This is a genomic window from Vibrio ordalii ATCC 33509 (genome assembly GCA_000257205.1).
GTDB lineage: Bacteria > Pseudomonadota > Gammaproteobacteria > Enterobacterales > Vibrionaceae > Vibrio > Vibrio ordalii.
On the sequence record AEZC01000083.1, the window covers coordinates 36,762 to 62,531 of the forward strand.

General features: G+C 45.6%; 27 protein-coding genes. 2 read left to right on the forward strand and 25 right to left on the reverse strand.

All coding sequences use genetic code 11. From position 1 onward, the window contains the following. Positions 1–10: 10 nt before the first annotated feature. The 24 genes from fliP to VOR_RS0105500 all read right to left on the reverse strand — a co-directional run bounded on the left by fliP (position 11) and on the right by VOR_RS0105500 (position 24,462). A complete protein-coding gene (fliP, locus tag VOR_RS0105385) occupies positions 11–910 on the reverse strand; it encodes a flagellar type III secretion system pore protein FliP (RefSeq protein ID WP_029626935.1) in 900 nt (299 codons plus the stop codon). Continuing rightward, positions 897–1,277: a flagellar biosynthetic protein FliO gene (gene fliO / locus VOR_RS0105390; protein ID WP_010318704.1), complete on the reverse strand. Its 381-nt coding sequence runs from the start codon at positions 1,275–1,277 to the stop codon at positions 897–899. The genes fliP and fliO overlap by 14 nt, the downstream gene beginning before the upstream one ends. Positions 1,278–1,310: 33 nt before the next feature. Beyond that, positions 1,311–1,721, reverse strand: a complete 411-nt coding sequence (gene fliN / locus VOR_RS0105395) for a flagellar motor switch protein FliN (protein ID WP_010318705.1) — start codon at positions 1,719–1,721, stop codon at positions 1,311–1,313. 17 nt (positions 1,722–1,738) lie between these two features. Then, positions 1,739–2,791: a flagellar motor switch protein FliM gene (gene fliM, locus VOR_RS0105400; RefSeq protein WP_010318706.1), complete on the reverse strand. Its 1,053-nt coding sequence runs from the start codon at positions 2,789–2,791 to the stop codon at positions 1,739–1,741. A gap of 7 nt (positions 2,792–2,798) precedes the next feature. Next, a complete protein-coding gene (gene fliL, locus VOR_RS0105405; protein ID WP_010318707.1) occupies positions 2,799–3,296 on the reverse strand; it encodes a flagellar basal body-associated protein FliL in 498 nt (165 codons plus the stop codon). Between the two features lie 33 nt (positions 3,297–3,329). Continuing rightward, complete coding sequence (locus VOR_RS0105410) at positions 3,330–5,375, reverse strand: flagellar hook-length control protein FliK (RefSeq protein ID WP_029626936.1); 2,046 nt, start codon at positions 5,373–5,375, stop codon at positions 3,330–3,332. 236 nt (positions 5,376–5,611) lie between these two features. Continuing rightward, positions 5,612–6,064 (reverse strand): flagellar export protein FliJ, encoded by a 453-nt coding sequence (gene fliJ / locus VOR_RS0105415; protein ID WP_010318709.1) that lies wholly within the window; start codon positions 6,062–6,064, stop codon positions 5,612–5,614. Positions 6,065–6,067: 3 nt separating this feature from the next. Further along, the gene (gene fliI / locus VOR_RS0105420) at positions 6,068–7,390 is read right to left on the reverse strand and encodes a flagellar protein export ATPase FliI (protein ID WP_010318710.1); all 1,323 of its coding nucleotides are present in this window, start codon (positions 7,388–7,390) and stop codon (positions 6,068–6,070) included. Beyond that, positions 7,390–8,193, reverse strand: a complete 804-nt coding sequence (gene fliH / locus VOR_RS0105425; RefSeq protein WP_010318711.1) for a flagellar assembly protein FliH — start codon at positions 8,191–8,193, stop codon at positions 7,390–7,392. The genes fliI and fliH overlap by 1 nt, the downstream gene beginning before the upstream one ends. A 30-nt stretch (positions 8,194–8,223) precedes the next feature. Next, positions 8,224–9,267 carry a flagellar motor switch protein FliG gene (gene fliG, locus VOR_RS0105430; RefSeq protein ID WP_010318712.1) on the reverse strand — a complete coding sequence of 348 codons (1,044 nt, stop codon included), beginning with the start codon at positions 9,265–9,267 and terminating at the stop codon, positions 8,224–8,226. Next, the gene (gene fliF, locus VOR_RS0105435) at positions 9,260–11,002 is read right to left on the reverse strand and encodes a flagellar basal-body MS-ring/collar protein FliF (RefSeq protein WP_010318713.1); all 1,743 of its coding nucleotides are present in this window, start codon (positions 11,000–11,002) and stop codon (positions 9,260–9,262) included. The genes fliG and fliF overlap by 8 nt, the downstream gene beginning before the upstream one ends. Before the next feature lie 14 nt (positions 11,003–11,016). Continuing rightward, positions 11,017–11,328 (reverse strand): flagellar hook-basal body complex protein FliE, encoded by a 312-nt coding sequence (fliE, locus tag VOR_RS0105440; protein ID WP_010318714.1) that lies wholly within the window; start codon positions 11,326–11,328, stop codon positions 11,017–11,019. 84 nt (positions 11,329–11,412) lie between these two features. After that, on the reverse strand, positions 11,413–12,822 hold the full coding sequence (locus VOR_RS0105445; RefSeq protein ID WP_010318715.1) for a sigma-54-dependent transcriptional regulator: 1,410 nt from the start codon (positions 12,820–12,822) through the stop codon (positions 11,413–11,415). Next, entirely contained in the window at positions 12,822–13,880 is a 1,059-nt protein-coding gene (locus VOR_RS0105450) for a sensor histidine kinase (protein WP_010318716.1), read from the reverse strand. Before VOR_RS0105450 ends, VOR_RS0105445 begins: the two co-directional genes overlap by 1 nt. 128 nt (positions 13,881–14,008) lie before the next feature. Beyond that, positions 14,009–15,475 carry a sigma-54 dependent transcriptional regulator gene (locus VOR_RS0105455; RefSeq protein WP_010318717.1) on the reverse strand — a complete coding sequence of 489 codons (1,467 nt, stop codon included), beginning with the start codon at positions 15,473–15,475 and terminating at the stop codon, positions 14,009–14,011. Positions 15,476–15,723: 248 nt separating this feature from the next. Continuing rightward, positions 15,724–16,134: a flagellar export chaperone FliS gene (fliS, locus tag VOR_RS0105460; protein WP_010318718.1), complete on the reverse strand. Its 411-nt coding sequence runs from the start codon at positions 16,132–16,134 to the stop codon at positions 15,724–15,726. 10 nt (positions 16,135–16,144) lie between these two features. Then, entirely contained in the window at positions 16,145–16,450 is a 306-nt protein-coding gene (gene fliT, locus VOR_RS0105465; protein WP_010318719.1) for a flagellar protein FliT, read from the reverse strand. A 1-nt stretch (position 16,451) separates the two neighbouring features. Next, positions 16,452–18,452 carry a flagellar filament capping protein FliD gene (gene fliD, locus VOR_RS0105470; RefSeq protein WP_010318720.1) on the reverse strand — a complete coding sequence of 667 codons (2,001 nt, stop codon included), beginning with the start codon at positions 18,450–18,452 and terminating at the stop codon, positions 16,452–16,454. 21 nt (positions 18,453–18,473) lie between these two features. Then, positions 18,474–18,902 (reverse strand): flagellar protein FlaG, encoded by a 429-nt coding sequence (flaG, locus tag VOR_RS0105475; protein ID WP_010318721.1) that lies wholly within the window; start codon positions 18,900–18,902, stop codon positions 18,474–18,476. A gap of 74 nt (positions 18,903–18,976) precedes the next feature. After that, complete coding sequence (locus VOR_RS0105480; RefSeq protein WP_010318722.1) at positions 18,977–20,107, reverse strand: flagellin; 1,131 nt, start codon at positions 20,105–20,107, stop codon at positions 18,977–18,979. A 284-nt stretch (positions 20,108–20,391) separates the two neighbouring features. Beyond that, a complete protein-coding gene (locus VOR_RS0105485; protein ID WP_010318723.1) occupies positions 20,392–21,525 on the reverse strand; it encodes a flagellin in 1,134 nt (377 codons plus the stop codon). Between the two features lie 242 nt (positions 21,526–21,767). Next, positions 21,768–22,901 (reverse strand): flagellin, encoded by a 1,134-nt coding sequence (locus VOR_RS0105490; RefSeq protein WP_010318724.1) that lies wholly within the window; start codon positions 22,899–22,901, stop codon positions 21,768–21,770. A 124-nt stretch (positions 22,902–23,025) separates the two neighbouring features. Beyond that, positions 23,026–23,928, reverse strand: coding sequence for a Dyp-type peroxidase (locus VOR_RS0105495; RefSeq protein ID WP_010318725.1), 903 nt, complete (start codon positions 23,926–23,928; stop codon positions 23,026–23,028). A 66-nt stretch (positions 23,929–23,994) separates the two neighbouring features. Then, positions 23,995–24,462 (reverse strand): DUF2919 domain-containing protein, encoded by a 468-nt coding sequence (locus tag VOR_RS0105500; protein ID WP_029626937.1) that lies wholly within the window; start codon positions 24,460–24,462, stop codon positions 23,995–23,997. A 178-nt stretch (positions 24,463–24,640) separates the two neighbouring features. On the opposite strand from VOR_RS0105500, the gene VOR_RS0105505 reads away from it, so the two are divergent. Further along, on the forward strand, positions 24,641–24,982 hold the full coding sequence (locus tag VOR_RS0105505) for a DUF2956 domain-containing protein (protein WP_010318727.1): 342 nt from the start codon (positions 24,641–24,643) through the stop codon (positions 24,980–24,982). A 3-nt stretch (positions 24,983–24,985) separates the two neighbouring features. Then, positions 24,986–25,378, forward strand: a complete 393-nt coding sequence (locus VOR_RS17730) for a DUF4156 domain-containing protein (RefSeq protein ID WP_010318728.1) — start codon at positions 24,986–24,988, stop codon at positions 25,376–25,378. Here VOR_RS17730 and VOR_RS0105515 read toward each other — a convergent pair. Then, the gene (locus VOR_RS0105515) at positions 25,368–25,655 is read right to left on the reverse strand and encodes a winged helix-turn-helix domain-containing protein (RefSeq protein ID WP_010318729.1); all 288 of its coding nucleotides are present in this window, start codon (positions 25,653–25,655) and stop codon (positions 25,368–25,370) included. The two genes, VOR_RS17730 and VOR_RS0105515, sit on opposite strands and share 11 nt — an antisense overlap. Positions 25,656–25,770: the final 115 nt, after the last annotated feature.

The following is a 25,770-nucleotide window of genomic DNA, read 5'->3' on the forward strand; positions in this document are numbered from 1 at the left end:
CGAGCCCCCGCTATAAAGCAAAACTGCCGGCTAGCGTTGAGAGGATCAAGTTCCATCCATCCACTAGTACAAACAGCATGAGTTTAAAAGGTAATGAGACGATCATCGGCGAAAGCATCATCATACCCATCGCCATCAAAACAGACGCCACCACTAAATCAATGATTAAAAAGGGCAAAAATAGCATAAAGCCGATTTGAAACGCCGTTTTTAACTCAGAGGTGATGAACGCAGGGATCAGCACCGCCATCGAGACCTCTTCAGGATTGGTTGCGTCAGAGCCCGATATCTCAACAAAGGTTTCTAAATCTTTGACTCGCGTCTGTTTTAGCATGAAGGCTTTCAGCGGCTCTTGAGCCGTATCAAACGCTTGACGCGCCGTCATCTGCTCATTGAGATACGGCTGCACAGCTTGCTCATTAATGGCGTTGATGACTGGTGACATAATGAAAAAAGTGAGAAAAATAGCGATGCCGATAATTACTTGGTTTGACGGCGTTTGTTGCAGGCCCATTGCCTGGCGCAAGATCGACATCACAATCACGATACGTGTAAAGGAAGTCATCAAAATGACCATGGCAGGCAAAAAACCCAACATGGTCATCAAGGCTAAAATTTGTAGATTGATCGAGTAATCTTGACTGCCATCTGGATTGGTCGTCATGGTAAATGCTGGAATACCGCCACCACCACTGACGCTACCAGCGGCTATGGTTTTAGATGCACCGCTGTCTTTATTCATCGCCGTTACTGTCACCGTTTCTGCGCCTACGGCGCTGGAAGGAATTGGCGTGGCTAACTCTTGCTCTGAAAAGGCAAACGGAGTAAACAATAGAGCCATCAGCAACATAGAAAGATGCCATAGATGACCAAGGTAACCCAATAAGGCCGTGCGACTATTTCTTGTCATTTTTCTTTAGTAGCTGAGTCAGTTGACCGGCAAACGGACTGACCTCAGCCTCCTCCTGTTTGAGTGGGGCATCTAATTTGGCGATCAATTGGACGGATTGTGGCGTGACTCCGACGAGAAATTGTTCTTCTCCCGCTTGCACAATAACGATACGCTCTTTGGTGCCCACCGGCAGTTGACGTACAATGCTCAGCCCTTTTTGATTACCGAACGTGGGCACTCGCATGCGTTTTAACACCCAAGCCAAAAAGAGAATTAGCGCAATAACGAACAAAAGCGACCCGAAAGTGGTCGCTAAATCTAAATGATCATTCGTCGCTGCCATCGCTTGGCTTGAACAAAGCCATAAACCGATCAGTTTTTTCATCCAAAGACTTCTTTTTCGTGAACTAACGTTATGCTAACGCAGCTTTTTAATACGCTCAGTTTGGCTGATTACATCGGTTAAACGAATACCAAATTTATCGTTAACCACCACCACTTCTCCATGAGCAATCAGAGTACCGTTAACCATCACATCCAATGACTCACCCGCGATGCGATCAAGCTCAACTACAGAACCTTGGTTCAATTGCAGTAAGTTACGAATGCTGATCTTCGAACGCCCCACTTCCATCGAAATGGTCACCGGAATGTCCATGATCGTATCCAGTTTGCGGCGCTCATCTTCGGTGATCGGTGGCGAAGTATCTTTTAATTCATCAAGAGGCGCTGCCAGAATTTCATCTACATCAATACTAGGTGCGGATGGGTCCTCGCCTAATGCGGCGGCCCATTCGTCTGCCAATCTTTGGTCGTCACTTGGTTCCATCTTCGTTACCTACTCTATTATTCTTCGTTATCTTCTTCGTCATCATCTTCAAATTCAGACATGATGTCTTTGCCTAAAAAGGCGAGATCCGTTTTTACTACATCAGGGCGTTTAATTTTTTCAGAGACTTGAACCGCCATTTTCTCACCAGAGCGGCCCATTTTTACTCGGTAAGTTGGCAGCTCTTCAACAAACATTGTCGCGTGTTTTGGCATTTTAATTGGAATAATATCACCGACTTGCAGGTCCATTAAGTCACGCAGTGAAATGTCTTGTTCTAATAAATTGACTCGGAAATTGACGGGTACATCCATGATCTCTTCGCGCAGCGCAGAACTCCAACGTACGTCGGTTTCCATTTTATCCGACTGGACACCCGCATCGAGCAACTCACGAATGGGTTCAACCATCGAATAAGGCATAACCACGTGGAAATCGCCGCCGCCGCCATCGACTTCGATATGAAACGAGCTCACTACGATCACTTCCGTTGGGCTGACGATATTAGCCATACTTGGGTTCACTTCTGAATCCAAATATTCAAACTCAACGCCCATCACCGGTGACCAAGCTTCTTTGTAGTCACCGAAAACAATTTTTAACAGTAATTGAATGACTCGTCGTTCTGTTGGCGTAAATTCGCGCCCTTCAATTCGAGCGTGGAAACGGCCATCGCCACCAAAAAAGTTTTCCACCAAAATGAAGACTAAACGCGCTTCCATTGTGACCAACGCGGTCCCTTTTAACGGACGAAAACGCACCATGTTCAAGCTGGTTGGAACATAAAGCGTATTTTGGTATTCACCAAACTTCATCATCTGCACGCCGTTGATCGACACTTCAGCCGTTTTGCGTAGCATGTTGAATAAACTAATACGCATGTGACGAGCAAAACGTTCGTTGATAAGCTCCAGCGTAGGCATACGCCCACGGACGATGCGGTCTTGTGAAGAGAAGTCAAAGTTAATCGCCGGCTTACCGGCAACATCGTCATCGTCTTCCGCCTCATCAACACTGTCTACACCATGAAGTAGAGCATCAATTTCGTCTTGGCTTAATAAATCAGTCACTTCTCACCTACTGCATTACAAAATCGGTAAACAACACTTTTTCGATCACAGGTTGCCCAACCGCTTTAGTGAGTGCCGCTTTAATGTCATCGGTCGCCTTATCTCTCAGCTCAATTCGCCCGGTAGGGCTACGAAGCTGCTCCACAGTGGCAGACGCAAAAGTGGCCAGCAATGAACTTTCAACCAAAGGCGAATGATAACGTGCAAGGCCTTCATTTTTTGAACCTCGCACCATCAACTGCACTTTGATTTGCACCAAACGATCTTTTTTATCACCCGTGACGTTAAATACAAACGGTTGTGCAATATTGACGTAAGCCACTGGATCTGTCGGCGAAGCTTGCTGCGCTGCAGGTGCTTGATCGCTCGTGGCTTCACCCTCACCTCCCCCAATCAAAAAGAGAGCGGCACCACCACCAAGCAGTAACACTACAGCAGCGATAACAATAATCAGCAGTTTTTTGTTCCCTTTTGGGGCTTCCGCTCCTAACTCTTCATCGGCCATAATGTTTCTCTATGTCGTTATTTTAATGTTAGTTTAAGCGTAATAACTGATTCCATCACGCTTTGATGCGACATTCAAATCAAGTTTGACGTCTGTATCAAGGTTTTCTTCGTCTAAATAGCTTCCGTTGCGCGCCAATTGACCAGATTGAGCATCCCCATCGGCAGTGTAGCGCGCTTGTTGCTGACCAGCACTCTGTTGTTGAACAGAAGTCTCACCCAACTGTACACCTTGCTGTGCCAACATTTCTCGTAGCCTTGGCATCGATTGTTCAATCACATCCCGAGCTTGATGGTTAGCGACCGTAAAATGGACCGTCGTATGATCACCATTCATATTCATACGAATTTGCAAACGCCCTAATTCGGGAGGATCCAAACGAATATCAACATGCTTGAGGTTTTTCGACATCATCATTTGCAGCCGTTCCGCCATTTGCTCACTGGCCATTTCTCGGTTGAACAATAAAGGGGGCTGTTGCGCGGCTTGTAAGTTGTCAGCACGGCTCTGCGTCGCGTTCAAACCATGTTGCCCCAAAGCACTCGAAAGCTGCTGCGCTAATGTGCCCTCTTTTTGCTCTTGAGCAGACCCTGCATCATTCACACCCGATAACGCTTTCGCGCCTAATCCGGCTTTGAGTAGCGCGGGGTTGAGTGGTAATTCTGCATGTGTTGCAGCTGGTATCGCGGCCGCATTCGCTAACTGTTGTATTTGTAGATTGGATAACTCATTGCTTGCTGTCACAAGAGGTGACGATGCTAGTGCGGCTTTGTCTGCCACCACGGCGGCCTGCATGGTTTGAGATTGTTGCTGAGCTAAGGCTTGCTGAACAGAATGGGCTAATGAAACCGGCGTATTTTTACCCTTGAGGACCGTTTCACTTTGTGCCACGTCTAGAGGTAATGCTTGCCCTTCGGCAACAGCTGTGTTGGCCCAAGGAATGGCTGCAGAAGCCAATAACATCTCTGTGGGCAAACCTTGCTGATCATTTTCCGCATCGGTTTGTGTTGTATTCGTAGATGGAGAGAGTGGCAGCTTGCTCTGTGCTAAATTTGTCGTCAATTGTGAATCAAGCGCTTTTGCCTCAACTAAAGATGATGGCTCCATGGGCATGCCGTTATCACTTTTTGTCGCCGCGTTAGCTGCTACATCGCCAACTTCAGTTGTGGTAAGTAAAGTGGCCTCATCCTCTATCGCTTGCGACAAAGCGCTTACTTGCACTGACTTTGTATCTTGAGGCGGCTGAATGAATTTTCGGACTGATTCCGGCAGGATGAGTTCACCACTCTCTTCAGTCTCTGCGCTTAAGCCTGATGCCGTAGGTGAACCTTCCGCAGCCATAGAACGCTCTTTGCCCTGATGAATAGGCAGCACACGCTCTGCATCTTGTTCCGTGATGTGCTGATCAGATAATGGAGCTTGCTCATTCACTGACGTCGGTGCTACTAGTTCAGTAGTGGGTTTAGCGAATGCATCCGGTACTGGGATTTGTGCAGTCGCTAGCGCTTTTTGCTCAGCTTGATCCGCAGAGTCACCTGCATTGTCATCGATTTGCACCTCTACTGGATGAGGGTTTTGTGGCAAGGTTTTGCCGTTTTGGTCAGCAAGTGCTTGATTGGCGCTATTTAAACGGCCAAGGATTTCATCGCCATCGCTCATAACTTGTGCTGTTTTCTGCTGAAGAGCGGAGTCATCAACCTCTGCTGAAGGGGGTAATTTTGTTTGCACGGTAGCAACATCGGCCTCTTCACTCAAGGCCTCACCAAGTTCTTTATCTAACAAGGCATCGCTACTTTGGGCAGCCACCTCATCGGTGAGCACAGCTCCCTCATCCAGCGCCTTAAAGTCAGTTTCTGCCGAAGATTCAGTGCTACGACCCATAATGAGGGTGGTCAGCTTTTCAAAAAAACCTTGAGATTCAGAACCTTCACTCACCGTATCAGAGCCTGCTTTACTCACGCTGGCCATTTTAGAGGTGTCGGATGGTGTTGTAATATTTACATTCATATCCATGATGCTCGCACTAAAAACAGAGGATGACGCGGATTCATTATTGGCCAGTAAGCCATGTTTCATCATTTTTTGACGATGGCGTAGTGGATTAACCTAATGAACTCCGTGATTAGTCAGAAGCAAGAAATAAGCCAAGCCTTCAATATCGATAAGAAAGTATGACACCCATCTAATTGGACACATTGACGACTTGAGGCGTCAGTGACTTAAAACTTATTTTGATTAAAACTTATGTTGCTTAAAACTTATGTTGCTTAAAACTTATGTTGCTTAAAACTTATGTTGCTTAAAACTTATGTTGCTTAAAACTTGTGTTGATTAGAACGTTGCCGACTAAAGAGCAGTGTAGAAAACTCATCCATCTGCTTCTGCTCTCGTTTATCTTGCAGACGTTGCGCTTCTATCTGTTTTTTTTCAATGAGCCATTCGTAAGAGCGTCGCTGTTTTCTCACTTCCATCCAATGCTCTTGGCAGTTCTCTACCTGATTTTTGAAGTGTTGTTCTGCATCTCTTTGTTTGACAAGGGTTTCATCTAACTGGGTAAGAAATCGGTTTAAGTGTCCATATTGGCTCGCCGTCAAACCTGACATGCCGCGCTCCATAAGCTGCTGACAATAATCCAGTCGGTATTGTTCAATCTGCGCCAACTGCTTGTAATAGCTCTCTAGCTCATCACGCGATTTAGATAACGCCATCACGGCTTTTTCTTCTTTGTCTTTGGCTTGATCAAGCAAAAACTCGAGTGCGTTATCCATCGATTACCCCACTTGCAAAACGTGCTTGAGCATATTGACGCACATGTCGTAAGGAACCGAATCCTTCATCCCTTGCTGCAAATATTCATCCAGCCTAGGTTTTAGCGTAAATGCACTGTCAATCGCAGGGTCCGTCCCCGGCTTGTAAGCACCGATAGAAACGAGATCTTGATTTTTCCGACAGATGGAGAGTATTTGACGCACCGCTTTCGACATCAACAGATGTTCATCGGTGGTGATTTGTGGCATGACACGGCTGACCGATTTCTCTACATCAATCGCTGGGTAATGCCCGGCATCGGCCATTTCTCGTGATAAAACAATGTGACCATCAAGAATGGCTCGCGATGCGTCAGCGATCGGGTCTTGTAGATCATCCCCTTCGGTGAGCACGGTAAAGAAAGCGGTAATTGATCCTTGGTGAGGACCGCCATTTCCCGCTCGTTCAACCAAGGCGGGCAGTTTAGCAAACACCGATGGCGGATAACCTTTTGTGGCTGGCGGCTCACCCACAGATAACGCAATTTCACGTTGCGCTTGGGCAAAACGAGTCAACGAGTCCATTAGTAGCAACACATCTAACCCTTGATCACGAAAGTATTCCGCAATCGCTAACGCGGTTTGACATCCTTTTAAACGCATCAGTGGCGAGGAGTCCGCAGGCGCGGCTACCACCACTGAACGTTGACGTCCATCAACGCCTAAAATCTCTTCAATAAACTCTTTTACTTCTCGGCCACGTTCACCAATCAGCCCCACCACCACCACTTGAGCGGTTGTGCCACGGGTCATCATGCCAAGCGTTACCGACTTACCGACACCAGAACCAGCAAATAAACCAATCCGCTGCCCTTTACCCACCGTGAGTAAACCGTTGATCGCTTTTAGGCCAACGTCCAGAGGTTCTGTTATGGGTTTGCGAGCTAATGGATTGATAGGGTCAGCATTAAACGATGCGCGCTTTTCGGTATAAATAGGCCCTAGCCCATCGAGTGGGTTACCGACACCATCAATCACCCGTCCAAGCAGTTCCATCCCAACAGGCAGGCCCGTGTCCCCTGTCATTGGGGTAACTTTAGCTCCGGGCAGTACGCCTGTTATCTGTTCGCTGGGCATCAGATAGAGGTTATCGCCAGAAAAGCCAACCACTTCCGCTTCCATTTCTCCGGACATGGTTTCTACTTTACATAAGCTGCCAATGGGGGCTTTACAACCGGTAGCCTCAAGGGTTAAACCAACCACACGGACCAATTTGCCCGATGCCATTGGGCGGCAGGTTAACCCTTCCGTTTTGTATTGACTAAGGCGATCGGCAAGAGACAACACTATTGATCACCTTGTTGGTGACGATTGGTGCCACAAAAACTTTTCAACACGCTACGAATACGATCTTCCATTCGATAATTCACACTCGATTCACCTGCTTCAATCTGGACGTCACCGCGATTTAACGCTGGCTCTTTGACCAATGTCCAGTTTCGGAAATCCAGCTCTTTTTCGCCATAAGCAGAGTGAATCACTTCGACATCTTCTGGATGGAGTTTTAATGTGATGGCATGGCCGGATACAGGCAGGGATTCAACCGACGATTTGACGGTATCTAAGATCACTTGTGGATTGGTTTGTACCTCAATGTGAACGACTTCTTTGACCAAGGTTAAAACCATATCGACCAGCTGTTTTTCAACTTGGGCATTCATCAACTCTAGCGGTTGAGCAAATTGATTGGCAAGACCAACGAAAATATTGACCTGCTGCTGGATGAGGGTTTGCCCTTCAGCGATACCGTCTATTTTTCCTTGCTCAACACCTTCTTGGTGTCCTGCAATCAGCCCTTCTTCTTTGCCTTTTTCATAGCCTTGTTTGAATCCGGCTTCTTGACCTTGATGCAAACCTTCTTGATAAGCCCCTTGTTTGATCTGGCCAATCTCTTCTTCGCTGAGTTGCAGCGGCTCTTCAGCCACTGGCTCATCAAAACTTGGCATCCAACCGGGGTCGTAGTTCATTGCCGTTTCTTTGGCTTTTTTATTGATCTCTGCGCCGTAGTCAGGCAACCCCCACTTTTTGGCTTGTTCAATATTAGCGTCTGCATCTAAACGTAAAAAGCCGCGTTTTCTTTCTCCAGACATAATGCTACCTATTGTTGAGTCAGGGTTAGATTATAAGAATTCGTCCGCGCCGCCAGACAGCATGATTTCACCGCTGTCGGCCATGCGACGTGCAATCGCCAGAATCTCTTTTTGCGCCGCTTCAACGTCAGAGACTTTAATGGGTGGCATGGCTTCAAGATCATCTTTCATCATCTCAGCAGCACGTTTTGACATGTTTTTGAAGATCTTCTCGCGCAAGGCATCATCAGCACCTTTGAGTGCTTTTTGCAGCACATCTTGCGGTACATCACGCAGCAATTTTTGAATACCTTGGTCGTCGACTTCGACTAAGTTTTCGAACACGAACATCAGATCTTGGATCTGCGTTGCCATGTCTTCATCTTGCTCACGCATCTGATCCATGAGCAAGCCCTCAAGATTATTATCGAGGTAGTTCATGATATCGGCCGCCGCTTTCAAACCACCAATTTTCGCGGCTTGCGCACCCGCTTGGCCTGCGAACTGTTTCTCCATGATTTCATTTAGCTCAGCTAATGCAGAAGGTTGTACTTCTTCAAGGTTAGCGATACGCATTAGTAAATCTAAACTGTCACGCTGTGCAAACTGCGCCAAAATTTCAGCCGATTGATCTGGTTCTAAATACGATAAAACAATGGTTTGGATTTGTGGGTGTTCATTAACAATGATGCTCGCTACTTGTCGCGGATCCATCCATTTCAATGAATCCAAGCCTTTTGATCCCGTACCCAACAAAATTTGATCGACCAAGTTATTGGCCTTATCGGCACCTAATGCAGCAATAAGCGCATTACGCATAAAGTCTTCACTACCCATACCGATATTGGTGTATTTCTGAATATCTTCGAGGAAAGCACGATGCACCGCGCCCACTTTTTCTTGGCTGAGCTCTTTCGCTTTCGCCATCGCGCTACCGACTCGTTGTACCTGCTTAGGTTCAAGATGACGAATGATACCTGCAGCGTCTTGTTCGTTTAAACTCAGCAGCAAAATAGCGGCTTTTTCATCACCAGAAATCGTTGATATATCGATCTTTGATTCTTCCACTTCGGTTCCATTTTTATTTTCAGGCATTTTGCATCCAATTCTTCACTACTTGAGCCGCAAGTTCAGGCTCGTTAGCCACCAGAGCACGCACCGCTTTCAGTACATCCTCATCCTTGTGTAAGTTTGGCAAATCAATACCGGAACCAAACTCAAAGAGATCACCGCCGTCAATACCACTACCAATTAAGCTAGTCTCTCCATCCGCACCAATCGGTAAACCATCAGGTCCGTACATTGGGTCATCATCATCCGCAGCAGGGTTGAGCAGTTTTTTCAATGCAGGACGAACTAACACTAAAATCACAACGACAATCACTAGCGCACTGGCGAACCAACGAATCCAGTCGTTGAAGTTAGGATGTTCCCAGATAGGCACATCAGCCATAGTTTCAACTTCAGGCACGGCAAATTGCATGCTAAGCACATTCAATAAATCGCCCCTGTTTTCATCAAACCCAACCGTCCCAATTAACACTTGACGCACGGCATTAATTTCACTTTCACTCAGCGAAGTGTAGGTGACTTCTCCTGTCTCTGGATTCACTGAAGAACGGTTTTTAATCGCTACCGCCACCGTTTGTCGGTTAACAACACCGGACTGCCTGCGCTCATGGCTAATGGTAGTATCGAGTTCAAAATTGCGAGTGGCTTCTTTGTGCACAGAACCTTGCCCGAGTATCGAACCATCTTTCATCTGCGCAACGTCTTGAGGAATCGAAGCATCCGCTGGGGGTTGATTACTTAATGCACCCGGAACACCAGCGACCATACTACCGTTGTTATAATCTTCAAGCGTATATTCACTGCGAGTTGCGGGGGTATTGGGATCAAAACGTTTACGCGTTTGTTCAATGGCACTGAAATCCAGTTGGATATCCACTTGGGCGGTATAATTACCAAAACCTAGAATTGGGATTAATACCGAATCAATTTTTTCACGTAAAGCTTCTTCTTGCTTACGCTCAAGTTCTTGCTCTTTACGACGGGCTGACGACACAGGGTCTTGAGAACCTGAGCTGAGTAAACGACCATGTTGATCCGTCACGGTAATTCGGTTGGGCTTCATCCCAGGTACAGCACTGGCGACCATATCGACAATAGAGTCGACCTCTTCTTGTTTGAGGTTCGCGCCAGTTCGTAAGGTAAGAAAGACAGTTGCGGATGCATCTTGGTTATGCCGTACAAATACGCTCTGCTTTGGCAGCGCCAGCAACACACGAGCTTTGTTGACGAGCTTCATCTCTTCGATTGCTTTAGCAAGTTGACGCTCACGGCTAAGTTTTAGCCGCTCTTGTTCAAGACGTTGTGATACACCAAAGCCCATGTCTTGCATCAAGATTTCATCGCCCGCTTGCTTGTTTTGATTTAACCCTGCACGGACAAGGTTGAGTTTTAAGCTGTTGTATTCACCCGATGGCACCAAAATAGTGTTGCCATCTAATTTGTAGGTCAGTTTCTGCTGGTCAAGATAATCAAGGACGGGTATAAGCTCTTCGGTTTCATAAGCACCAAGCGGGCGCATTTCAGGTTCTCGAACCCAAAAGAACAACATGACAATCAACGCGACACAGATGGAAATAGAGAGGACTAACACCACTTGGCGCAACAAGTCTAGATCACCCATCGCAAAATCGCTTTTGGATGAACTCTTCTCTTCAAGATCTGGGTTTTGCGTGTCCATGTCTAGCTCTGAGCTCGCCATCAAAGCGTGGTCAGCACCACTGGTCACGGTAAGATCGGTTGTTTGCTTATCTTCTGTCACGGCATCTACCTAATTTATACAGGCATATTCATGAGTTCTTTGTAGGCTTCAACAAGTTTATTGCGAACTTGAATCGTTGCCTCAAAGGCTACACTCGACTTATTACGAGCAATCATCACATCCGATAGTGAGACATTTTCATCTCCCCGATCAAAGCGGGTTTGTAGATTACCTGAGGTCTTTTGCAAGCTGTTCACGTTATTAATGGCTTTGGAAAGCATATCGCCAAAATCAGCGCTCACACTTTGTCCGGTTGCCGTAGGACGAGCATTGGTTGCTTCCAACATCATTGTTTGCATTTCGCTGTTTAAACCATCAAGTCTCATTGCTACCTCCAACGCCAAATCTTTGACTGCTGTGCTGCTTCTTTCAGTAATACAGCAATTTATATGCCATCGCCTGCTTTTTGTTTAATTGGGGATATCGATTCCTGCATCACGCATTTTCGCTAATTTATAACGCAGTGTCCTAGGGCTAATCCCGAGCTTATCAGCCATCTCTTTACGACGACCTTGGCACTCAACTAAAGTATCCATGATAATGGTGTACTCTTGATCCCTCAGCTCATCGCCTAGTGCAGCGCCATTGTTATTAAACAGCTTATTCACTTCGGCTTGTGCTACAGGCTTAATCTCTGGTGTGGCAATATCGCTGCGCTCTACGACTTGTTGCAGGCTGCTAGCATCTTGCCAATCAACTCCTTCCAACAAGATATGTTCACTTGCAATGTCTCCTTGCCCACTCAAGATAAGCGCGCGTTGCACGACGTTATCAAGTTCACGGACGTTGCCCGGCCAAGCGTAACTAAGCAACTTGTTAATGGCTTGCGGCGCGATACGAGGCACAGGTAAACCAAGCTTAGTGCAGTGACGCTCCACAAGGTGGTGAGCAAGCGGTTCAATATCCCCTTTGCGGTCACGTAGCGCTGGCCATGAGATTGGAAAGACGTTAAGGCGATAATATAAATCATCACGGAAATTGCCTTCCTGCACATACTGCTTTAGGTCGCGGTTGCTGGTCGCCAAGACGCGGACATCAAGCTTAATGCTTTTACGCCCACCCAAGCGTTCCACTTCACGCTCCTGGAGTACGCGCAGCAGTTTTGCTTGTAGGTTCAGATCCATCTCGCTGATCTCATCGAGTAAAATGGTCCCACCTTGCGCTTGTTCAAATTTGCCCGGACAAGCTTGTACCGCTCCTGTGAATGCCCCTTTTTCATAACCAAATAAGGTGGCTTCGAGCATGTTGTCTGGGATGGCGGCGCAGTTGATCGCCACAAATGGCCCATCTTTACGCGGAGATGAGTTATGAATGTAGCGAGACATGACCTCTTTTCCTGAGCCGCTTGGGCCCAAAATCATGACGTTAGCATCGGTTTTTGCCACTTTGTCGGCAAGTGACAATAAGCGCAGGCTTTTCTCATCAGCAACAACCGCATCACCGTTATCATCCGATTTCACTGGCGCGTAACGACTAACCATGTTGAGCAGCACTTCGGGAGCAAAGGGTTTTGCCATGTAATCAATGGCACCCTCTTTCATCGCCGAGACCGCATCTTCAATATTGGCGTACGCCGTCATCAGCAACACGGGTAAATTGGGCCAGTGCTGTTTGATGTTGCGCAGCAGTGCAAGGCCACCCATGCCAGCCATTTGAACGTCAGAGACAACAATATCAACAGGATGTGCTTTGAGTTTAATCAGTGCATCTTCGGCGCAATCAGCTTCCAGCCATTCATAACCGGCCAGCGCCAAAGTATCGACTAACGCTTCGCGTAGACCTTCATCATCTTCAACGATTAAGACTTTGCTTTGAGCCATCATCCTTCTCCAGTCTCTGTTGGTGAAGAAGGGGCATGACGCTCGAGTGGAATGCACATAGTAAAGCAGGCACCCTCCCCTTCTTCTGAAATTAATTCCAATCGCCCATCATGGGCGCGGCAGACCATTTGTACCACCGCTAACCCTAACCCCGTTCCTTGTGAGCGAGTGGTAAAAAACGGTTCCATAATTTTACTTTGCAACGCCGCAGGCACTCCCGGGCCACTGTCTTGTACCGAGATTTTCAGCTCACCATTTACCGGGCGAAAAAAGACATCAATTTGCGACGCCTTACCCGCAATTTGTATTGCGTTCATCACTAAGTTACTCAGTGCAGAGGCGATAGCATTTGCATTGCCTAACACCACAGTCCCTTCTTGTTCCACTTCTTGGTGATAATCAATTGCGCTATTTTTTAATGCCGTTTCCACCATGGGAACAAATTCGCAGACCAAGTCTGTCACTGTAAACGGCTGAATGACTTTATTGTCACCACCTTTGGCAAACAACAACATATCATTGACTTGTTTTTCAAGATCATGAAGCCTATCCATCAGCTTAGACTGAAAACGCTCTCTTGTAGCGTTTGGCAAGCTAGGCACAGCTAAATTTGAGGCATAGAGCATGGCACTGGATAACGGTGTGCGAACTTGATGTGCCAAAGACGCCACCATTCGACCGAGTGAGGATAAGCGCTGTAAATCACTGATGCGTGATTGAAGTAACCGAGTTTCGGTTAAATCGGTGATTAATATCAATTGGCCTGTTGCTGATGCTGAAATGGCTAATCTAACTTTACGACCATTGCGCAGCGAGATTTCATGCCCATCATCTTCTCTTGGCGCAAAAGCGCTTTGAATGACGGAATACCATTTTTCACCTGCCAATGGGACTTGCAATAACCGCTGAGCTTCAGGGTTAGCCTCTCTGACTACGCCTTGAGTATCGAGCAAAATGACGCCAGCAGGCATCACATCAAGAACCTGTTTATAACGCTCAACTTGATCCTCGACAGAATCTAAGTGAGATTGATTAATGGGTGTGTCAGGAGACTGCATGTCGAAATTCTACCTATAAAACAACAATAGTCTAACACGCAAAATACATGCCAGGCTATTTTTCTTTAAAATCAAAGAATTAATCCATTGCCAATATATTGACTAAACTTTACCCATGCTGTTATTGATCACCGTTGCATATTGTATTTACGCATTTTTTCAACCAAAGTGGTACGGCGCATACCCAGCATATCAGCGGCACGCGCTACCACTCCGCCTTGATCTTCAAGGGCTTGGTTGATCATATTGACTTCCAAATCAGCCAATAGCTCTTTCAAATTCACCCCTTCAGGGGGCAATGACTGCGGTGCGTTAAGATTCTCGTGCATCTCTTCGACGTCTTCAAAACTGAAGTTTTCAGAGAAAATACCCGCCAGAACATCACGTTCTTGGTCTTCAACAGAGCCATAGGAACTGTGCTCTGGCTGGAATTCTGGAATATCACTATAGCGGTATTTAGTTGGTAAATGATTGACGTCGACGAGACTATTTGGATAGAGAATGATCATCCGCTCAACTAAATTCGCTAGCTCACGGACATTGCCCGGCCAATTATGTTCCATTAACGAATTGACTGCTCGCGGGGTAAAACAAAATGGCTGTCCACCTTCCGCTTCCATACGTGTCATCAGTTCTTGTAACAGCAGTGGGATGTCGTCTCTGCGATCTTTTAGCGCTGGCATTTCAATTGGGAAAACATTGAGTCGATAGTAAAGATCTTCACGGAATGATTCATCATCAATCATGTTTTCTAAATTGCGGTGAGTCGCTGAAACCACACGCACATTCACTTTAATGGTGGTGTTACCGCCCACACGTTCAAAACAGCGTTCTTGCAACACACGCAACAACTTTACCTGCATCGACATCGGCATATCACCGATCTCATCGAGAAATAAAGTACCGCCTTCGGCAAGCTCAAAACGACCTTTGCGCGCGGTTATCGCTCCGGTAAAGGCCCCTTTTTCATGACCAAATAATTCACTTTCAAGTAAATCAGCCGGAATCGCACCACAGTTAATCGGCACAAACGGACCGTTGCGACGTGCAGAATGGTAATGGATATTCCGCGCAACCACTTCTTTGCCCGTTCCAGACTCACCCAAGATCAGCACGTTGGCTTCTGTACCCGAGACTTGCTCAATCAAATGACGAACTTCTTGTATGCCATGGCTTTGGCCTACAAGGCTGCGAAATAAAGTATTTTTACGCGATGTGGAAGGAACGAGAACACCTTTACGCCCTAAAAATTCTTTGCAATGCCTTAGTGCGTCACTCAGTTGAGGATAATTAAGGGGTGACTCAAGTTCACCGACGTATTGAGTAAATTCTTCCAATGAATATGGCTGCTTGTTTGCCATTAGAAGTGGAATATGATTGGCTTTGGTTAACCATTGATTTAGCTCATGAGTTAACCGCTCACTTTTTAGCGATCCAATAATGCAGCCGCCCCACAATCTTGAACAATCAATATCCTTGATTTGGGATGACTCGATCGCCTCGCAGTGCTCTCCAACAAATTCTAAAATGTTACTTATATTGAGACGGATCTGCAGATCGTCCTCTATCACAAGCAGTTTTGCTAAACCTTGCATAGGTGAGAATATTTGCCTTAAATCAGAGAAATTGTGGCCGCACTTCTGAAAATCGTTATCCAGTTTTGTTTTTCTATAATCACTTGATTAAACGATAGACAATTTGTGGAATTCAGCAACAAAAAAAGCCATTAGGCTAGTAATGGCTTCTATTCTATGGAATAAAAAAAATAAGGCAACCAAGCAATGAGCTGGTGTGACATCAGTTAAAACTTTAAAAAATAAGTGCCTAAAGTTTTATAAATAACTTATATACCCACTTCGCTTGCCGTCAGATTGTGGTATTCAGGAGGGATTTGATCCCATGCCGATTTAATTTCTCGAATGATGTCGATCACATCATCCAGCGGTTGGGGATCATTTTGATGATTCGCTTCGGTGATCTGAGTGATCATAAATTCATAAAGCTGATCTAAATTTTTCGCAATATCTCCGCCATCACTCATCGATAAGCAGCTGCGTAAACTAATAATGATATCCAACGCTTTACCAAGGCGCTCGCCCTTGCTTGGAATATTGCCCTGTAGCATTGCTGCTTTTGCTTGAATAAGGCGTTCAATGGCACCCGCCATCAACATTTGTACGACTTTATGCGGCGAGGCCGCACTGAGCTGGCTATCCACTGATACCTTTTTGTATGCCTGTAAAGAACCGCGCATAGTCTTCCTCTTATAAAAACTTTTTGTATTGCTGAACGGATTTATTACCGTGCCGGTATTTTTGGAGCGTTCTACCGATCTCCACCGTTTTTGACTGCATCAGTTCAACAAGATGTTTAGTTTCATCAATAGCCTCTCGCCATTGGCTCGACATTGCAAACTGTGGGTTTTCTGACGCATGCGTCAGTAGGTTTTGCAATATCCGTTCCCTTTTATCGACAAGATGATTGATTTCTTCAGTATTAATTTCATCAATGACAAGCATTGCTGTTATTTGGTGATCTAGATCACTTAAAAGGTCGAGTTGCTGTTCCATATCAGCCGCCTAGCGCATTCATCATACCAGCTAACTGGTTCTGCATTTTACTGGTCGCATCTTGCATTGCTGAAAACTTAGAATGCGTTCGCTTCTCCAAACTGTCCATGCGGCGATCAAGTGCCGCTTGGTCGTCCACCATACGGTAGTTGCGTTCTACTAAGCTTTTTTCGCGTGTACGAATCGACCCCGTCACCCCCGTCATGCTCTGAATAGCATCTTCAACTCGTTTAGCAAATCCTTGGTTTCCACCAAAAAATTCACCTAGCTTATTAAAGTTGTTATTGAGTTGGCGATCTAACATGTCGTAGTTAATTTCAAGTGTTCCTTGCCGTGTGGTGGTAATACCAAACTCAATCAGACTTTTGATCTCTTCAGGGGCTTGCTCAATTCTAGCTGAAAAAACACTGCGTAGACGGGAATCGGCACTGCGTACAATGCTATCCCCCGCCAGCGGCCCAGCTTGCCCAGTCCGAGGGTCAACGCCTCCAAGCTCTTTAGAAACCTGATAAAACTGATTGTACGCAGCGACAAATTGCTCAATATCATCGCGCACTGTTTTGCGATCATACTCGATCCCAATTTCAGCCGGTGGTTTGCCTTTGACTGTTTGCCCTTTAAGGGTCAAATCAACCCCTTCAATCGCATCTTCAATCACATTGTTGTTGCTAGAAAGGGTCGCAACACCGTCCAAAACCACCACGGAATCTTGGCCTGCTTGTACTTGGGTCATGCCTTGATAGGCGTCAAACGATGCTTGTGCCGCCCTAAGTTCAGCATCCGCTTTGTCGACTTTATCTAAATACTCACGCTCTTGCGGGTCAAGCTTTTCACGCTCTTTCTGCTTGGCTTGCTCTGACGTCAGTTCACCACTACGCACTGCCGCCGCAACCGCGGCTTTTTCAGCTGCCAGCTGTTGCTCAAACTTAGCTTGCGCTTCTTTAGGTGTCACATAGGAGTCAACCAAAGTACCAGAAGCGGTGTTAGTCCAACCGGGCACATCTTGTGCTTTCTCTAGAGCAGTCGCATCTAACTCTGGCTCAGGTTCATAGTAGGAATCGAGTAACGTGCCAGAGGCGGTTTCAGTCCATCCAGGAATACGATCTTGCGGTTTCAAATATTTATTGGCAGCAACACCGGCGGCGGCGGCGGCTTTAATGGCGACGTCGGTTAATTCACCTGCAGCATTAGCGGTTTTACCGTCGGCTGCAACTTGCCCTGCGACTTCTTGAACACCACTCGCCATGCTTTGGTCAACTTCACGCGCCGCTGCACCTATTTTCTCGGCGACTTTTGCTGCGATAGCTTGTTGAGCTGGCGTGAGTGGTGCAATGACTTGTTGCGCTGTAGCGCGTGCTTTTTCTAAATCTTTAACGCGTTCTTCCAGCGTTTTGTATTCTAGATTTTTGAGAGGATTTCCGGCATCAGACTGAGCATTAATTTTAATGCCATGATTTTTTCCAGAGAGGTTAGAGGCCACAATCAAACGTGGTCCTTCTACATCATTGATTACCGAAGCTCGGACTCCGGGGTTGGTTTTCGTACTGTTGATACTGCGAACAATATCAATCAATTTTGAATTGGCTTGGACATCAACATCAAACTTCTGATCACCGAGCGAAATCTGCAGCTTACCAGGGCCAAACTTTGCCTCTTTATCTAAAACATCCGAGGCAACTTTATGGCTCTGTGCAAGCTGCAACACATCGATAGCATATTTACCCGCTATTGCGTCAGTGGTGGCTGTCGCGGAGACGACATTTTCATCAGTAGTATCAACTTTTCGCAGCGCAAAAGCCTTCTCCTGACGAAAATTCGTCATAAGATTTTTCATCGTATCCAGCGACTCTTTGAGTCTCCCGTAGGCACTGATACTGGCATCAATTTGGCCAAGCTCATTATCAATACGTTGCTGCTTAGGAACGCGCTCTGCATTGACAATTTTGCTGACCAAGGAATTGATATCCATGCCAGTATTCATACCCATCGGGCCTAAGCTCATTAAATCACCTCAAAACTACGATTACACCTTAGCAACCAATAAACCTGTACTGTGGTCTTTTTGTCTGGCAAGGCGTCGCAAAACCTCTAACATTTCCTCGTTCGGGATCTGACGAATGATGTCACCAGTGCTGGCTTCATAAATCGTCACAACATCCCGTCCTGATTCTTCATCGACTCTAAACGCTAAGTCTTTGTTGATAGATGAGATAAATTCATTCATCTGATCTACCATTTTGGCTCTTTCCGCTTTGTTGAGCTGCTCTCGTTGCTGTGTAAGCTCGATTGCCGCTTCAACGCTTTGGTTTTGCCTATCTCTTAACTGTTCAGCACGATTCGCCTCATTTTGTTTCGAGGAAACGCGTGTCGCACCATCGTTTTCTGAAGCAAATTTAATGCCACTTTGCGAGCCGTAAGGCTGGATGTTCGATGTGTAGGATGGTATTTCCATAACAATCTCCCTTCCACCTCATAGGTTAGCAGTGAAAACACTACTTTCCCCACAAAGCTCCATTCGCCTATGGGTTAACCCAATAGACTAAGAGCTGCAGATGGTGACTGCTTCGCCTGTGCCAAAACTGACGTACTCGCTTGCTGCAAAATCTGCGACTTCGTCATTTGGGTTGTTTCACGAGCATAATCAGTATCCTTAATTCGACTGTGAGACGCATTCACATTCTCGTTGATATTATCAAGGTTACTGATGGCATGACCGAAACGGTTTTGGAATGCACCCAAGGAAGCGCGCTGGCTATCAACGGCCGTCAATGCACCATCAATCAAAGCGACTGCTTCTTGAGAGCCGCCAACCGTTGTGACATTGATGTCTTTGACGGTTACATCTTTACCCGCTGCAAAACCAATCTCAGTACCCAAGCCACCACCGATAGTGACATCGCTTGAGACTTTCTGATTCGCAGCAAACAGTTGCAGTTTGCCTTCATCTCCAACTGAAGCTTTGATGTCTCCATTTTGGCCATTAATGTAAGTAGCCACCTCTTCTAAGTCATCTCCCACTTTAGCGTTAATGGTGACTTCGCGAGCCTCTCCTTGCTTGTCAGTATAGCTCAGCGTCAAATCTGTCGCAGTGGTAACGGTCCAATCAGGCGCTTGACCATCTGTAGCAACATAACTCTTCCCGCCCATCGCTTTAGTATCAGAACGCATGTCGCCCATGGAAAGCATCACTGCTTCGCCAGAGCCGGCACCAATTTGAAAAGATTTATGACCAAACGAACCATTCAGCAGTTTGTTACCACCAAATGAGGTTGTTTCAGCAATACGGTTTAATTCATCATTGAGTGCTGAGACTTCCTCTTGGATCGCTTGGCGCTCTGAACTTGAGTTAGAACCGTTTGCGGATTGCAAAGAAAGATCACGCATACGTTGCAAGATATTGGTGGTTTCATTCATTGCACCTTCTGCGGTTTGTGCAATAGAGATACCATCGTTTGCGTTTCTCACTGCCATGTCCAAACCACGGCTTTGTGAAGTCAAACGGTTTGAGATTTGTAGGCCCGCTGCATCATCACGCGCGCTATTGATTTTATAGCCCGATGACAAACGCTCCATTGATTTCTGCGTACCATCGGCGGCGTTATTTAAATAACGCTGCGCGGTCATTGCAGACACGTTAGTGTTTACATTAATTGCCATATTGATCTCCTTAGGCATTGTGTTGATGTACTTCGGTGTCTCTCACCTCACGTCAATACATCTCATTTCTCTCGTATCCTTTAACGGCGAAAGATTTATATCCTTTAGAAAAAAATAAGCCTTTTTTTAAAATTTATGTAACGAGTATGGAAAGTGTGATTGGTTTTAAAAATTCGGCAAAATAATGCTACATCAACTAACACTTTTTCCACTTTGCTACTAAAGCAAAAAATCCAGCCGAAGCTGGATTTTCATTAGAGATGACTCTTGGGCTATTGAGTTCTTTAGCCGAGTAAACCAAGTGCCGCTTGTGGCGCTTGTTTTGCTTGAGCAAGCACTGAACTTGATGCTTGAGAAAGAATTTGCGACTTAGTAAGCGCTGTTGTTTCTTTGGCAAAATCAGTATCTTTAATACGGCTCTTAGATGCACTAACATTTTCATTAATGTTATCTAAGTTACTGATTGCATGGTTAAAGCGATTTTGGAATGCACCTAGTTGCGCACGATGGCTATCGACAAACTGTAGAGCGGCATCAACAATGGCAACTGATTCTTGCGCACCGCCAACAGAGGTTACGTCAATAGTATCAACAGTAACCGTTTTACCTGCACCAATACCAAGCTCACCAGCAAGACCACCAGCAAAAGAGACAGCCCCTTCGACTTTATTGCTACCAGCAAAGACTTGCAGCTTGCCATCTTGATCAACAGAGGCTTTCACCATATCGGTTTGACCATTGATGTAAGTCGCCAACTCTTCAATATCATCACCTTCTTTTGCTGAGATATCGATGGTTTGATCTATACCTGAAGTATCCTTCAGTGTGATTTGTAGGTCATTAGTTCCCGCCTGAACAGTCCAATCTTTATCTTTACCATTTGCAGCTTGGTAACTAGTACCGCCCATCATGGTGTTATCACTGCGCATATTATTTAGGCTAAGCATAACCGCTTCACCGTTATCAGCACCAATTTGGAAGGATTTGGTTGCAAAAGTACCGTTGAGCAATTTATTACCACCAAATGAAGTGGTTTCTGCAATACGGTTTAATTCATCATTCAATGCGGTTACTTCTTCTTGAATTGCCACTCGCTCTGACTTTGAGTTTGAACCGTTAGCCGATTGTAGTGACAAATCACGCATACGTTGCAGGATGTTGGTCGTTTCGTTCATTGCACCTTCAGCGGTTTGTGCAATAGAAATACCGTCATTCGCATTACGTACTGCTACGTCAAGACCGCGGCTCTGGACATTCAAACGGTTAGAGATTTGTAGGCCTGCCGCATCATCTTTAGCGCTGTTGATTTTGAAGCCAGAAGATAGGCGTTCCATTGATGTCTGTTGTGCATTGCTAGCGCTATTTAGGTAACGCTGTGCTGTCATCGCTGATACGTTGGTATTTACATTAACTGCCATGGTGATTACTCCAATTGATTTTCCGATGTTTCCGGTTTCCGACGTCTCGGAAAACCAAATAGTTCTCTCAAAGTTACTTTTTATAACGGCGGTATTTTCCAAAGCTTGAGGATTTTTTTTCAATTTTCTAAAAAAAATGTGTTTCGCGATAAAAACAGGATGAAAGGTCGAAAAACCACCAGAGAGGTAATAATTTCGCTAAAGATTTGTTGATAAAAGTCGATAGATATCGCTTTTCATCGCTACCGAAGCAATACCAGTGCTAGGTTTGGCTGTTTTTTAGCTTGTGCAAGAATAGAGGTACTGACTTGTTGCAGGATTTGCTGTTTCACCATTTGGGTGGTTTCTTTCGCATAATCCGTATCTTTAATTCGACTATTTGATGAGGCAAGGTTTTCATGTACGTTGTCAAGGTTGTTAATGGCGTGGCTAAAACGGTTTTGCAGCGCGCCTAACTCTGAGCGATGGCTATCAACGAACTGCATTGCAGTATCAATGACAGCAACCGCACGCTGCGCACCGCCAACTTCGGTAATATCAAGGTTGTCGACCGCTTCATATCCCGTCATATTCATTTGCAACTGATTAGCTAAGCTACCTTGAAAATCAATAGTCCCGGAGGTTTCCTTACCCGCAATGAAAAGTTGTAGCTGCCCTTTGTCGTTGACTGACGCCGATACCTTATTGGTTTGCCCGTTGATGTAAGTCGCCAACTCTTCAATATCGTCCCCCACTTTGGCTTGGATTTGAATGCTCTGCTGCTTACCATTGATATCGCTATAGTTCATGGTGAGCTGCCGATTATCTTGCGTCACCCGCCACTGGCTATCCGCCATACCTGCCGCAACATAGCTAAAGCCGCCCATATCCAAACTATCTGAACGCATGTTTTTTAACGAAACTTGCACTGCTTCGCCAGAGCTCGCCCCTATCTGAAATGAGGATTGACCAAACGAACCATTCAGTAACTTACGACCACCAAAAGAGGTGGTTTCAGCTATTCGGTTTAATTCATCGTTCAAAGCACTCATTTCTTCCTGTAAAGCTTGCCGCTCCGCTTTACTGTTCACGCCATTCGCTGACTGCAAAGAGAGGTCTCGCATACGCTGGAGCAGATTCGTTGATTCTTGCATTGCACCTTCAGCGGTCTGCATGATTGAAATACCATCATTAGCATTGCGCACGGCAACATCTAAGCCCCTCATTTGCGACTCAAGGCGATTCGAAATTTGTAAACCCGCAGCATCATCTTTGGCACTATTAATACGCTTCCCGGAAGCAAGACGCTCCAAAGATTGGTTCAACATTTCGCTTGCTGAGCCTAAGTGGCGCTGCGCAATCAAAGCGGAAACATTGGTATTAACGGTAATTGCCATAACAGACCCATGCCATAGAATGAATGATCTTTGTATCGGACAGCGGTCGATTTTCTTTACACTCAATGCTTAAAAAGAAAAACCGAGCACAAGGCTCGGTCAGATGGTAGGACAATATTGAGACTTACTTTAGTTCAAGATGTTGCAGCATCTCAGCTGAAGGGGCAAAAAAGTACGCGCCCGTCACGGCTTTGGTAAAACGCAGCAGTTGGTCTGTTTTACCATCCATCACACCATACATACTTTCCAACATTACTTTAAAGTTATGCAGCGTATGGCAATAAGCAATGAACAGTAAACCGTGTTCACCACTTACCGTACCGTAAGGTAAACTGTGACGAACAATTTTCAGCCCTTTCCCCTCTTCTTTAAGATCAACACGGCCAACGTGAGACGCTGCAGGTACATTATCAAGCTCAATCGAATCAGGCTTAGTACGCCCAATCACTTTTTCTTGCGCCGCCACATTTAAGCGATTCCAAGCTGGAAGGTTATGCACAAAACGCTGCAACATCACATAGCTGCCACCAGCAAATTCACCCTCAGCAATCAGTGCCACTTCTTGACGTTTTTCGGCTTTAGGGTTTTCAGTGCCATCGATAAAGTCCGTCATATCACGCGCATCTAAGTAACGAAATGAGTAGGTTTCATCCACCATTTCAACCCACTCAGCCACGGGTTCCATCCATTTACGCAACACATAAAACAGCAAGTCATGGCGTTGAGAATGGCAGTGAATCAACACATCCACCTCAGTGCTAGGTGCGATGGTTTCACCTTTACCAAGCTCAGGAAAATCAATCAGCTCTTGTGGCATACTTTGGTTCAAACGCTGCCAAAAGGTGCGAGTAAACGCGACCGACACGGTTAATTCAGCACCGGGTTGATGCTGATTTATCTCATTGACTAAAGCGGGCAATGTTTTTAATTGCGCTAAAACATGTGCCAAATTTTTCTTTACTTTTAAAAGGCTAAACAGCGCAAACGGACCTGCTTCAGGCAGAATCGCGGTTTGAGGTTGTGTCATAAAATATCCTCACTTACTTATTTTTGCTCAGTGTAATTCAGTTTTTTGGGGCGACCTTGATTGGGATCACGCCTTGTCTATGAGCGGGATAGAAAAACAATCGCGCACACTTTTACTCTTCAGTAGATATAGACCAAACCATAACAGCACCAACAGTGTGCTTGCATTGGCCCAATTAAAAACGCCGTGCTCTAAATAGATATGATAAAGCGTTTGCATAAATTGCAAGATAACCATAAGTAACGTCAGCGGTTTTCCCATGCTGACGATGCGGTTTAGCCACGATCGTTCAGGAGCACGTAAGCTGATAAGCCACATCAGAATGATGCTTCGCAGCCCCATAATCAACCCCAAATAAAGCATCGAATGGTCTGGGTAAGCAATTGTTAAAATCGTCGTGCCATTATCTCGGCTTGCTCCCGCCACCACAAAAACAATCCAAGCTTTTGCCAAAAATAACCAACCAAGCCAGATAAGTTTAGGGGCTTTAAGAAAACCATGTTGGTCGTATCGCTCTAACGCATAACGCATCAATACCTTCGCTCTTTTAAAAAAACGTTTTTACTTTAGCGAATAGATTTCAAATAGCTAGCCTGATCTTTGCTCTTGACCAGTTTCTCACTTGAACATCACGCATAGTGATCAACCTCAATAGTGAAACATGACGATACGTGATAGGGTGAGCACCTGTCTATAGCCGCTTGTAAACGTTATGAATAAAACGATTATCCCCTCAGAACAAACTCAGCAACAAGCCATGAAAGTCGCCTTAGCCACTCAGAAGCAGGGACAAACTAAAGAGCAAACCAAGCTGATCGCCCAAGGTATTGAGAAAGGCATTGCTTTGTATAAAAAACAGCAAAAAGAGAAAAACCGGCAGGTAGATAAAGCAAAAAAAAGAGCATTGCAGCTAAAGAAAACCGCACAAAATAGAGAAGAAGAACCCGCACAGATTGAAACTTCATCCAGCTTAGTACCGACCTCATGGTTACCTTGGGCACTGCTGATCGTGAGCTGGCTTGGTTTTATCTCTTATTTAGCTTTGAAAGGTTAACTTATGAAAAGACTGTCTATATTATTGCTGGCAGCGCTAATGATAGGCTGTAGCTCATCACACAGCCCACTTCCAAACGATGCAGATCGCATCCAGATCCGTACTGATGCCGGATTTGATGCTGATCAGTGTAATTGGTTAGGGGATGTGACAGGCAGTGAAGGTTACTGGTTCAGCTCTTGGCTCATTCCCAATGACAAATTGATTCTAAGGGCGGTAAACGAGCTAAAAACTCACGCCCATCAATTGGGGGGCGATACAGTAACGCTCGATTACCGGTTACTCCAATTATTTCAAAACCTCTGTTACGATTTTGGGCACCGTTTACTGCTGCTTATGCGATATCAATGTGAAAACACCATAAAAAAAGCCAGCAAATGCTGGCTTATGCACTAAATCCAAGGCTAGTCGCAATATCACAGCGACGATCTAATACCCATTGACTATCAAATGGCCCCCAATCAGAGAGTTGATAGTAACCATCATTGTGACGCCTTCCATCTTGAACAAACATCAGTTCAATCCCTATTCCTGGCAGTGCTTTCAGGACATCCTGAATCGTACGGCGAGGCCACCCCGTTTTTTCGATGAGTTTGGGCACGTTGGGCCTTTCAAGGCTTTCTACTAACAAAGCTAAATACAGTCGCCTTGCAAAAACAGGACTCAGTTCCATTGACACCTCCTATTACTGTGCGCTTCATTATTTCTGTTTTTACAGTTGGAGTGTTGCGCTTGATCAATAACTTTCCAATCGTAATCAGCTGAAACGTATTTTTTAACAACAAAAT